General features: G+C 47.9%; 8 protein-coding genes and 1 pseudogene. All 9 read left to right on the top strand.

What is annotated here, in order from left to right:
* A pseudogene (locus tag ACKWCC_RS06645) lies at positions 1-163 on the top strand (IS5 family transposase); the annotation flags it as partial.
* Positions 164-367: 204 nt separating this feature from the next.
* A complete protein-coding gene (locus tag ACKWCC_RS06640) occupies positions 368-1474 on the top strand; it encodes an IS4 family transposase (RefSeq protein ID WP_413995126.1) in 1107 nt (368 codons plus the stop codon).
* A gap of 656 nt (positions 1475-2130) precedes the next feature.
* Entirely contained in the window at positions 2131-3243 is a 1113-nt protein-coding gene (gene gmd / locus ACKWCC_RS06635; protein ID WP_413995125.1) for a GDP-mannose 4,6-dehydratase, read from the top strand.
* A 7-nt stretch (positions 3244-3250) separates the two neighbouring features.
* The gene (locus tag ACKWCC_RS06630) at positions 3251-4360 is read left to right on the top strand and encodes a GDP-L-fucose synthase family protein (protein ID WP_413995124.1); all 1110 of its coding nucleotides are present in this window, start codon (positions 3251-3253) and stop codon (positions 4358-4360) included.
* A 664-nt stretch (positions 4361-5024) separates the two neighbouring features.
* Positions 5025-6377 carry an exopolysaccharide biosynthesis polyprenyl glycosylphosphotransferase gene (locus tag ACKWCC_RS06625; RefSeq protein WP_413995123.1) on the top strand — a complete coding sequence of 451 codons (1353 nt, stop codon included), beginning with the start codon at positions 5025-5027 and terminating at the stop codon, positions 6375-6377.
* Positions 6378-6406: 29 nt separating this feature from the next.
* Complete coding sequence (locus ACKWCC_RS06620) at positions 6407-7240, top strand: polysaccharide biosynthesis/export family protein (protein WP_413995122.1); 834 nt, start codon at positions 6407-6409, stop codon at positions 7238-7240.
* Between the two features lie 21 nt (positions 7241-7261).
* Positions 7262-8023: a WecB/TagA/CpsF family glycosyltransferase gene (locus tag ACKWCC_RS06615; protein WP_413995121.1), complete on the top strand. Its 762-nt coding sequence runs from the start codon at positions 7262-7264 to the stop codon at positions 8021-8023.
* 42 nt (positions 8024-8065) lie between these two features.
* Positions 8066-10420, top strand: coding sequence for a GumC family protein (locus ACKWCC_RS06610; protein WP_413995120.1), 2355 nt, complete (start codon positions 8066-8068; stop codon positions 10418-10420).
* Entirely contained in the window at positions 10421-11800 is a 1380-nt protein-coding gene (locus tag ACKWCC_RS06605; protein WP_413995119.1) for an O-antigen ligase family protein, read from the top strand.
* Positions 11801-11802 lie beyond the last annotated feature (2 nt).

Genomic DNA, 11802 nt, shown 5'->3' with positions numbered 1-11802 from the left:
ATATGATGAGAGATATGCCGTGGAGCGGACAAACGCATGGATGGACAGCTTCAGGTCACCGCTCAACAGGTTCGACACCACAATTGCAAGCTGGAAAGGGTTCAACTACCTATCTTTCATCGTGTTGGCACTGAAAAAAATAAAATTGAAAAAGTTTAAATGAGTTCTAGGATTGAAAAAAAATAAATTCTGTAAGTAATATCATTATTCTTAAAAAGTTAATTCTTTTTTGCCAGACGTTCAATAGTGTCCCGTTTAAAAAGCATCATTGCTTGGGACACCTCAAATATAGCGCCATTGCAGCCATTCTTTGATTATTTGATTTGAATGCTTCGCTTTGTGGTCTAAACATCAAAATTCTTAGACCATGAATCACGGCAGGTACGTTTTTACGCAATTGATGGATTTGGTGCCCAGGTATGAGTTCAACAAGTGCACCAATCGTTACAAGGGCAATTCCCGGGTACGAAAGTTCAGCTGTTGGCAGCACTTTTTGTGCCTTAGTTTTGGTCAGGTGACCTTTCGCGAGAGCCTTCGCGACATTGTGGTTTGCCTGCAGTCTAGGGAAAGGCAGCTCTACCACTTCGGCTTTCGCACGGCGGTCACCCGTTCGACTTGGGCCGATGCCAACCGGCAGCGCAACTGGCGCATCTACTGCGATTTTGCCCAGGTGCTCATGGCGCGTGCGCGCCAACGCTACCAAGGCATGCCGCACAAAGGGCCCGATATTGACCATACCGTCTACGCCCTTGATGCGTCATTGGTACACCTCTGCCTCAACGTATTCCCATGGACTAAGTACAGGCAAACCACCGCTGCGGTAAAGATGCACTCACTGCTCGATATCCACCATGGAATACCCGAGTTTTTCTGTGTGACCGATGGCCTGACCCATGATATGGCCATTCTCAAGCAACTTTTTTTCGAGCCTGGTGCCTTTTACGTCATGGACAGGGGCTATATGGACTTCGCACAGCTCTATCGTATCGAGAGATCGGGTGCTTTCTTTGTCATCCGCGCCAAAAGCTCGCTAAGGTTCAAGCGCCAGTACTCAAGGCCGAAAAGCGGCCAGCAAGACATCGTCTGTGATCAGATCGGTGAACTGGTCGTTCATGGTTCAAGGAAGGCCTACCCTGTAAAACTCAGGCGCATCAAGGCCAAAGACCCTGAAACGGGCAAGGCCACCGTGCTGCTGACGAACCATATGGAGATGGAGGCGCAGAAAGTATTGCTGCTCTACCGCTCGAGATGGAAGATGGAAATCTTCTTTCGATGGATAAAACAGCACCTTGGAATCAAGCTGTTCTGGGGCGAACGAGAATGCCGTCAAATCGCAGATTCGGGTCGCCATTGCCACTTACCTGATTGTTGCAATTGCCACTTACCGCTTTCAAATTCAACAAAGAATGCTCGATATGCTAAAAATCCTGAGCGTCTCTGCTTTCTACAAAGTACCTATAAATCAACTGTTTAATAGAGAATCATTGCAAATATCAAAGAACAAAAATCGTAACCAATTGAAATTGTTTCAGTTACAAGCGTAGACTATTGAGTGGGGCCCTTTGATCTTCAATCTGAGCTTTGTAGGGAAGGGTGTGGCCAGTCCTTTTGCGGTCACATTTTTAAGGGTACAATCCCCATTCAAAATCCTTGATGGAAGTACGGAAATTTCTGGATTGGGGTCCATCCTTTTGCGGTCGGTTTCGTTTAAAAGAGCATGGGCCATACTCCCTTTTTCATTAGCTTAAACACCAGCTTATTTTGTGTTTGAAGGCATTATGATGTAGCTGCAAAGGATTAAGTGATTTAGATGTTTTGGATGCAAGCTGTTGGAAAACAATACTCAAGGGATTTTATGGAGAGAAACGTCCATAAAGCATCCGGTAAGGCATCTATATGAATTGGGGCGTTGTTCGGTTCCTTGGACAGGTGACATCGACCTGACACCAAAAAAGCCGACCACCGGGAACTTGTCTTCCCTGCTTTCCTTGCCGTAGGGCGTATTTTTCAAGGGAGTTGTCGTAAATGTCCGTTCCTGCCCCTTTCGCCCCTTTTCCAATAACATTAAATACCTATTTTTGGCCTTCCCACGAATTGGGAAGGATACTAACCCTATACATATTGTTTTTTATGAAGACTGCATTTATTACCGGGGCAACGGGACAGGACGGGGCTTATTTGAGTGAATTTTTGTTAAAAAAGGGGTACCGGGTACACGGCTTAAAAAGGAGGGCCTCCCTTTTTAACACAGACCGCATAGACCACCTTTATCAAGATCCCCATGTGGAGAACAGAAATTTTATCCTACATTATGGAGATATGACGGACAGTACCAATCTGATCCGGCTAATCCAAGAAATACAGCCTGACGAAATATATAACCTGGCCGCTATGAGCCATGTCCAGGTTTCTTTTGAGACCCCTGAATATACCGGAAATGCAGATGGGCTTGGTACCCTGCGCATCTTGGATGCCGTACGGTTGCTGGGTCTGGAAAAAGAGACCCGTATTTACCAAGCTTCCACCTCTGAGCTCTACGGCAAGGTACAGGAGGTGCCCCAGTCAGAGACCACCCCTTTTTACCCCCGCAGCCCTTACGCCGTTGCCAAAATGTACGCTTATTGGATCACGGTAAATTACAGGGAGGCCTATAATATGTTTGCCTGTAACGGTATCTTGTTCAACCATGAATCTCCCATAAGGGGCGAGACCTTCGTGACCAGAAAGATCACCCGGGCCGCGGCACGCATTGCCTTGGGCCTTCAGGATAAACTTTATCTGGGGAATATGGACGCCAAGAGGGATTGGGGCCATGCCAAGGATTATGTTAGAATGATGTGGATGATCCTCCAAGCAGATGAACCCGAAGATTGGGTCATTGCCACCGGTACCACCACCAGCGTGCGCGACTTTGTGATCATGGCCTTTGGCCATTTGGGGATAACCTTGGAATTCAAGGGTACGGGCATTGACGAAAAGGCCTATGTAAAGGCCTGTGAACATCCAGACCATCAATTGCAGATCGGAAAAGAGGTACTGGCCGTGGATCCCGCCTATTTCAGGCCCACAGAGGTGGACCTGTTGATCGGGGATGCCTCCAAGGCAAAGAACAAACTGGGCTGGACCCCACAGATCGAACTAAAGGAGCTGGTTGAGGATATGGTCATGAGCGACTTGAAACTTATGAAAAAAGACCAGTACCTGAACCGGGGCGGATACCAAACCATGAACTATTTTGAATAACAGCGGAATGGATAAAAACGCCAAAATTTATGTAGCGGGCCACAGGGGCCTGGTGGGCAGCGCCATAGTGAAGAATCTCAAAGAAAAGGGATATGAGCGCATTGTTGCAAGAACCCACAAGGAGCTGGACCTGACCAGAACCGATGCCGTGGCGGACTTTTTTGCGAAAGAGCGGCCGGAATACGTCTTTTTGGCGGCGGCAAAAGTGGGGGGCATTGTGGCCAACAATGTGTACCGGGGCAGTTTCATCCATGACAATTTAATGATCCAGAACAATGTGGTGCACCAGAGCTACCGTTATGGCGTTAAGAAATTGATGTTTTTGGGCAGTACCTGCATCTACCCCAAAAACTGTCCCCAGCCCATGAAGGAAAGCTATTTGCTCACCGATGTGCTGGAATATACCAATGAGCCCTATGCCATTGCCAAGATTGCCGGCATAAAGCTCTGCGAGAGTTATAATTTGCAGTACGGTACCAATTTTATATCCGTGATGCCCACCAATCTCTACGGGCCCAATGATAATTTTGACCTGGAGAAATCGCACGTACTGCCCGCCCTTTTGCGCAAGGTGCATTTGGGAAAAGCATTGGAGAACAATGATTGGGATGCCATTTACAGAGACTTGGAGGCCTTGCCCATTGAGGGCGTGGGGCCCGGGCACGGAAAAACCGAAATTCTAAAAAAGTTAAAGGAGTTTGGTGTGGATGTCAGGGACAACGGGAAGGTTTTTGTGGAGATTTGGGGCAGCGGAAAACCCATGCGGGAGTTTTTGTGGAGCCGCGACATGGCAGATGCCTGTGTGTTTTTAATGGAACGCATCAACTTCAAGGATACCTATGGTGCCGGAGCCGCTGAAGTAAGGAATACCCATATAAACATTGGTACGGGCAAAGATGTGTCCATTGCCGAGTTGGCCACCATGATCAAGGAAATTGTTGGTTTTAACGGGCAATTCCATTTTAACACGGACAAGCCGGACGGCACAATGAAAAAGCTTACCGATGTCTCCAAACTCAACAGCCTGGGATGGAAGCATACCGTGGAATTGAATACGGGCGTGGAGACCATGTACCAGTGGTACCTTTCCCGTGGTGTGGGTGCCGGCACAGGCTGAGATGTCTAGCAAGTTAAGTCATTGAGGCGAGGGGCCCGTTGCACAAACGGGCCCCTCTTTTTTATGCTGTACATGCTATATGGAAGGGGTGGTGTTCCCAGCGATCGTAAATGGTCAGGTGGCTTGCACATTGTCCTGAGTGATTGGTGCTCAATTAGGGTCTATACGGTTTTTTAACCCTTAAGGCTGCCAATCTCCTTGGCAACCAAAAACCCCTTTAGCCCAGATGATGTATCAAGCTTTCGCAATGGGGTGTAACCCCAATGAAAACATAATTTTTCCGAAGATGGTTTGGGCATCGCAACGGTGATCGGGCAACAGTGGGGACAGCGATTTTTTTTGACGTGGATTAGCAGCCATAATGGAATTATTGATGGATGATCTGGTAAAACCCGATAGATGCATTTAGAGCGGAACCGGGACACCCTTTGTGCATTGAACGCCTCGTGGCCCAACCTTTGAGCCTTGGACTGATAATGAAATGGTGACCTTCCGGTGAAGATGGTGCCTAGTTTAGATAGTATATCTGTCAGAAAATTACTCTGTTAAAATCATTGGTAAACAGCCTTTATAGACACTAAACCCAAAATTGATGTCTTTTGGCCAATATTGTTTTTAAGCCCGGGTCAAGGTTCTAATTTGGACTCCTATTTCACACTAACCAATGAAATACGCCAACGCAGATTTAATCATACCAATTTCAATATTGGCGCATTTGTGCATCATCAATGGCGTGTTGTTCCTATTGACCCCGGAAACCTATATTTCCGTTGTCAATATATCATATTTTAATGTCAGTTGGTTGGTGGTGGCCCTGATCCTCAACTTTTACCCAACCGGGAGACAGGAATTGTTCATGACCCGGTTTCATAAGTTCATCCAGGCCATGTTTGTTTACATGTTGGCCTATTTTGCCCTCTTTGCCCTTACGCACACCAGTCCGGGGCCCATACGTTACCAAATGATGACCTTCGGGGTCATTGCGGTTTGTTTTCTGTGCTACAGGGCCTTGTTTTTTTATGTGCGCCACCGGTATAGATTGGGAGGAGGGAACTATGTAAAGGTCGTGGTATTGGGGCGGGACAGAAACCTGAGGAAAATAAGAAATGTTTTTGACAATCCGGAGTTCGGTTACCGCTACTACGGGTATTTTTCGGATACGGTTTCTTCCAGTCCCACTTATCTGGGCGGTATTTTGGACTGTTTTGGCTATATCCTGAACAATGATATTGACGAGATATACTGTGTGGCCTCCAAGTTCAGCGAAGAGGAGCTAAAGAACTTTGTGGAGTTTGCGGACAATAACCTGATACGCTTCAAGGTGATCTTGGACGATATGGACATTTTTAACCGGGCCATGAGCATTGAGTCCTATGATCGGACCCCAGTGCTCAATTTAAGGAGCCTGCCCTTGGACACAGAGTACGCCCGGATAACGAAACGGATTTTTGACATCGGCTTTTCCACCTTGGTCATTCTCTTTGTGCTTTCCTGGCTGGTGCCCATTCTCTTCGTTATGATAAAACTGGAATCTCCCGGAAATCTGTATTTTAAGCAATTGCGCCACGGGTTAAAAAGAAAGCCGTTTTGGTGCTACAAGTTCCGCTCTATGGCCGTCAATGCTGATGCGGACCAAAAAATGGCCACCAAAAACGATATGAGGGTGACCAAGGTGGGGAGATTTCTACGGAAGACCAGCTTGGACGAATTGCCCCAGTTTTTCAATGTGTTCAAAGGAGAGATGAGCGTTATTGGCCCCAGGCCCCACATGGTGGTGCATACAGAAGATTTTGAAAAATCGGTGGACAAATACCTGGTGCGCCATTTTGTAAAGCCCGGTATCACGGGGCTGGCACAGATAAAGGGTTACCGCGGGGAGATTTTGGCCCCGGCAGACATCAACAACCGTACCCGCCTCGATATTTTTTATGTGGAAAAATGGTCCTTGGGCCTTGATCTAAAGATTTTGAACTGCACCATTTTCAATGTGCTGAAAGGTGAAGAAAAAGCCTATTGAACAAATTTGAAAATTTAACCGAGAAAGAAATGAAACCAACATTGTACGGGCAAGCGCTCTTTACCCTGAACCTTGGGAACCATCGCATAGGACTCCGAATTTGGATCGGGGCATTGTTGCTGTCCCTGCTTTTTTCATCCTGCGGAAGCATGAAGAAATCCACCTATTTTTACGGAGTGTCCAACTCCGTGTACCGTTCTTCTGAAATGGACAATATGGAGACCGATCTAAGGGTCAACGACCTGTTGAGCATAGCGGTGAGCAGTGTTAACCAAGAGGCCGCAGAGATGTTCAACGTGTCCAATGCCACGGCGGCGGAATCTTCTACTGCGGGTGGCCAAACCACCCAGGCATCAGGGTATCTCATTGATAAGGAAGGGTACATCCATTTTCCCATTTTGGGCCCGATCAAGGCTGCCGGAAGGACAAAAAAGGAGTTGCGGGACGATATTAGCCAACTGCTCACCGATAAAAAACTGCTCATAGACCCCATTGTGGACGTACGCTATTTGAATTTTAGGGTCTCCGTACTGGGAGAAGTGGCCAGGCCCGAGGTCTTTACCGTTCCCAGTGAGAAAATATCCATTCTGGAAGCCCTTAGTTTGGCCGGGGACATCACCATCTACGGGAACAAACAGGAGGTTACCTTGATACGGGAGGTAGAGGGCGTAAGGGTGGTGCGCAGTTTGGACCTGACCACAAATGAGATTTTCAGTTCGCCCTACTATTATCTGCAAACCAATGATGTGATCTATGTGGAGCCCCGAAAGGGCAAGGTAGGGGAATCCAGTGTGGTAAGGCCATGGATACCCGTGGTGCTCAGTGCCATATCGCTGGCCATTATCACCATAGTCAATTTTTAACCGATCCGTTACCAAGGTATCATGAACAGGGAAAAAGAATATCGGAACGTGACCACCATGGGGTATCCGGTGTTCTGTGGTGATCTGGAAGACATAAAGGTGAAGGATGCCGTTTTGGTGAGCACCATAAACCAATATTCTTACTGTATCGCGGAACGGGACGTGGCCTTTAAACAAGCATTGATGGATAGTGATGTGCTCCTTCCGGACGGAGTGGGCATCACCTTCGCTTCCAAATTCTTGAACGGAAGGGAGATCAAAAAAATAGCGGGGGCGGACATCCATTCCTTTTTATTGCAAAAACTGAACAGGGAAAACGGCAGTTGCTTTTATCTGGGCGCTATGGAGAGCACCTTGAAACTGATACGGGAAAGGGTACAGAGGGAATACCCCAATGTAAAGGTCGGTAGTTTTTCTCCAGCCTTTAAACCGTCTTTCTCCAAAGAGGATACGGCGGCAATGCAGAAAGCAGTGAACCAGTTTAAGCCCCAAGTGCTCTTTGTTGGCATGACGGCGCCCAAACAGGAAAAATGGGCCTTTGAGAACAAAGACCATCTGGAAGTGGGCCTTATCTGTTCCATAGGTGCCGTTTTCGATTTTTATGCCGGTACCGTGAAACGACCGGGAAAAATATGGATAACCCTTGGCTTGGAATGGCTGGGTCGGCTGGTGCGCGAACCAAAACGAATGTGGAAGAGATATATCTACTACGGATTTGTTTTTATGTGGGCACTGGTAAAGAAGAAAGCAAAGACCCTTGGGAACAAAACCAAGGAGATATAGCAACTGGTGCCCACACCACGGGTAAATTGAAAAAATAGGAAGATGATGGAATATGGAAATATGGAAAAGAACGACCAAAATCTAATACACCTGGTCCTGCAAAAATTCTTGCCGTTCTGGCCTTTGTTTTTGATCCTGGTGCTTTTGGGACTGGGCTTGGCCAACGCTTTTTTAACCTTTACCACCCCCAAATTTGAGACCACCGCGGCCTTGGTGATCAATGATGAGAAAAAGGGCGTGGACGAGTCCCAGCTTATGGAATCCTTCAATGTGTTTGAGTCCAATAAGATCGTGGAAAATGAAATAGAGGTGTTACAGTCCAAAGATATTCTGCATGACGTGGTGCGAAGCTTAAATCTCTATGCTCCGGTTTACAAAGATAAATTGATCGGTGCCCAGGCGATGTTCAACGATGCGCCCATAAAAGTGGTGGCCAGGGATCCCACAAACGTGGGAAACACCGAGGAGGGCAATAAAGTTGGCTTCCAATACCTTCCGGAAAAGGAGGCCGTTTTAATGAACAATTCTCTCATACCCCTCAACACTTGGGTAGATGGACCCTTTGGCGGCAGTGAGATCATGTTCAAGGCCGGTGAAGCAACCACAGCCGATGATAAGGAGGAGTTCTTCTTTGAGTTGCACGATCCAAGGGCGGTAGTGGATGGCCTTCTTGGAAACCTCACTGTGGTTGCGGCCAGTAAATTATCTACCGTGGTAAATATATCTTACGTGGACAGCCATCCGGAGCGGGGCAACGCCATTGTGGACCAACTCATCGGAGCATACCGTAGTGCCGCCGTGGAAAGCCAGAATTCATTGGCATCCAACACACTCAATTTTATAGATGAGCGCATAGCCGAGGTGGGAGACCAATTGATCGCCGTGGAGAAAGACCTGGAGAAATATCGATCGGCAGAAGGGGTCATTGATTTGGGCCAGCAGGGCAACCTTTATCTGCAGAACGTGGGAGAGTACGATCGCCGCATTGCCGAGATAAAATTGCAACTCTCCGTGCTGGGCAAGGTAGAGGCCTACGTGGTTTCCAAGCAAACGGCCACGGGTATTGTGCCCTCTACCCTTGGGGTCAACGATCCCATTTTGTCAGAACTTCTTCAGCGGTTGTACGATGCCGAGATCGAATATCAGGAGTTGAGCAAGACCACGGCAGAAAACAACCCCATACTGGTCTCAGTACGCAACCGCATTGCGCAGATAAGGCCCAGTATTCTGGAAAATGTGCGCAGCCAGAAGGCCAATCTCCTTGCCAGCAGGCAGAGCCTGACCAGCAATAGCGGGAAGTACAGTGAAGCGCTCAACGTGCTTCCCGAACAGGAACGGAAGTTCGTGGAGATTTCCCGAAAAAAGAAGAGCGTATCGGATTTATATGACTTTTTGGTGCAAAAACGGGAGGAGACTGCCTTGTCTCTCGCACCCACGGCAGGGAATGTCAGGGTCATACAAAAGGCAGAGGCCTCCGTGGAGCCCGTATTTCCCAAGAGCATGCTGGTGTACCTTATCGGGGCCTTGTTGCCCTTGTTCCTTGGTATTCTGTGGGTGGCGGGAAGAGAACTCTTCAACACTCGGGTGTTGTTCCGGTCAGAACTGGAGGAAGCAATGCCATTGCCCATTGTGGGGGAGCTGTCCTATCTAAAAAAGGCAAAGAAACAAGTTTTGGTTTCAGAACACCGTCAACTGTACATACTGGATCAGTTTAGGAGACTGCTTTCCAATTTGGGCATGTTCGATCAGGGCACCCGAGTGAAGACCCTATTGGTCACCTCCAGTATTGTGGGAGAGGGAAAAAGTTATGTCAGTGCCAATTTGGCCATGACCCTGTCCCTTTCCGGAATCAAGACCGCCCTGGTGGATATGGACCTAAGAAAGGGAACCGTGTCCCGTCTGTTTGGTCATAATGGCAAGGAGGGAGGTATTTCCACTTATTTGACCGAGGGGAAACGTTCAGGTCTCCAATATCAAGTAAATGACAATTTAAGTTTGTTTCCCTCCGGAGAGAGCAACACCAATTCCACGGCCTTGTTGGTGGGCGGTGCGTGGAAGGATTTCATCACGGAACTAAAGGCAGATTTTGAGGCCATTATCATAGATTCCCCACCAACCTCACTGGTCACCGATGCCACCTTGTTGGCCCAACATGCAGACAAGACCGCTTTTGTTGTGCGCCATGCGCATACGCCCAAATTTGTTCTAAAGCACTTGGGGCAGACCGCCACCGGTAAGGGTTTTGAAGAGAGTGTGGTGATTTTTAACGCCCTAAAGGGAAGAGGTTTGGTTAAGAAAGGCTACGGCTACGGTTATGGCTATGAAGCCCTGACACCCAATGCGGGCGCCAAGGTGCTTCCCGGCCAATTGGAGAATGTAAAGACAATCCGTTCCTAAATGCTACAGTACATTATAGCTTTAGTGGTTATTTTGGGTTTTATGGGGGTTTTTGTTTGGCGGCCCACAGTGGGCACCTACATAAAGTACACCCTTTGGACCCTGCCCTTTACCAGCACCAAAATTCTCCCCTTGGATTATGGTTTTATACGGGTTTTTGATGTTCTGGCGGTAACCGCTGTGCTCTTCTTGTTTCGGGAGTTCGTTACCCTTAGGTCCCGCCGGGACAATTTGGGCTATGTTTTGGTCATCGTTGTATTTATTGGCCTGACCCTGCTGGGAAAGTTCTTCTCTGCCTATCCGCAAGAGAAGCTCTATATGCTCTACCCTTTGTTCACCATTTTCATATTCACACGTTTTTTCATTCACTACCTCTATGAGGATTTTGAGCGCAGGTACGAGCTGCTTCGTATTCTTAAATTTGGTTTTGGCCTGGCCATGCTCTTCATCCTCCTGCAAATAGTGATAGGGCCAAGTATTACCTACTATACGGAGATACACAACAACGCAAAGGGGGAATCTTTCAGTACAACCCGTTTTCCGGGCTTGTTCCTGGATTCCCAGACCAATGGCCAATTTCTGGCCATGGCAAGTTTTCTTTTTCTGTTAATGCCCCCGAACGCCAAAAAGTTGGAGAAATATCTGGGCTATGCCCTCTTCGGGGCCATGGGCGTCTCCGTGGTCTTGGCGGGCAGCCGTGCCGCTTTGGGAGGCTTTCTCTTGGGGTGTGTTCTCTTTTTTTTAATGGCAAAATTAAAGACCAAGATCGTACTGGGCACCCTGGGCATTTTTAGCGTTTTGGTCATCTTCTTGGCCAAGCCCAATGCGGCCATTTTTGGTCGCACCGACAATCTTGGGGAAGACTACAACTTCCGTGAGGCCATTTGGGAGGAAACCTTTGGCATGATCGCAAAACACCCCATTTGGGGCATTGGCATGGCCAACTATGAAAAGTACATCATGACCTACCACCAAGACCTGAACATTGTCATTGAGCCCGGGGTGGAGTACTACTTCTTTCGCCAACCGGAAAATGGGTATCTAAAGATCATGGTGGATCAGGGAATACCGGCGTTCGTATTGTTTTTTGCCATGGTGGCCTATCCGCTGTTGCGCAGTGGTATCGGATGGCTCAATGGGAGGGTCAATGGCGAGGTAAAGTATGTGATATGCTCTGCTTTGGCCTTTATGGTGGCCTTCAATACGGTCTATACCCTCTTGGACTATCGCCTGGCCTGTTTGTTTACCTTGTTGATTTCCCTTGCATTGCTTTATTCAAACAAGGGCCGGGCGCAAAATGGAATCCGCCACCATTTGCCGGCGAGAAAAGAAGTGGATAAAAAAAGTACCATGGCCCTGGGCACATGGCCTAAAAACTGATC

This window comes from Maribacter aquimarinus (assembly GCF_047345505.1).
Lineage (GTDB): Bacteria > Bacteroidota > Bacteroidia > Flavobacteriales > Flavobacteriaceae > Maribacter.
This window is presented reverse-complemented; position numbering and strand designations above follow the sequence as displayed.

Bases quoted from the DNA above. Each gene is read 5' to 3' on its own strand.
- ACKWCC_RS06640 (WP_413995126.1), top strand. From the start codon at position 368: ATGAATCACGGCAGGTACGTTTTTACGCAATTGATGGATTTGGTGCCC.
- gmd (WP_413995125.1), top strand. From the start codon at position 2,131: ATGAAGACTGCATTTATTACCGGGGCAACGGGACAGGACGGGGCTTAT.
- ACKWCC_RS06630 (WP_413995124.1), top strand. From the start codon at position 3,251: ATGGATAAAAACGCCAAAATTTATGTAGCGGGCCACAGGGGCCTGGTG.
- ACKWCC_RS06625 (WP_413995123.1), top strand. From the start codon at position 5,025: ATGAAATACGCCAACGCAGATTTAATCATACCAATTTCAATATTGGCG.
- ACKWCC_RS06620 (WP_413995122.1), top strand. From the start codon at position 6,407: ATGAAACCAACATTGTACGGGCAAGCGCTCTTTACCCTGAACCTTGGG.
- ACKWCC_RS06615 (WP_413995121.1), top strand. From the start codon at position 7,262: ATGAACAGGGAAAAAGAATATCGGAACGTGACCACCATGGGGTATCCG.
- ACKWCC_RS06610 (WP_413995120.1), top strand. From the start codon at position 8,066: ATGATGGAATATGGAAATATGGAAAAGAACGACCAAAATCTAATACAC.
- ACKWCC_RS06605 (WP_413995119.1), top strand. From the start codon at position 10,421: ATGCTACAGTACATTATAGCTTTAGTGGTTATTTTGGGTTTTATGGGG.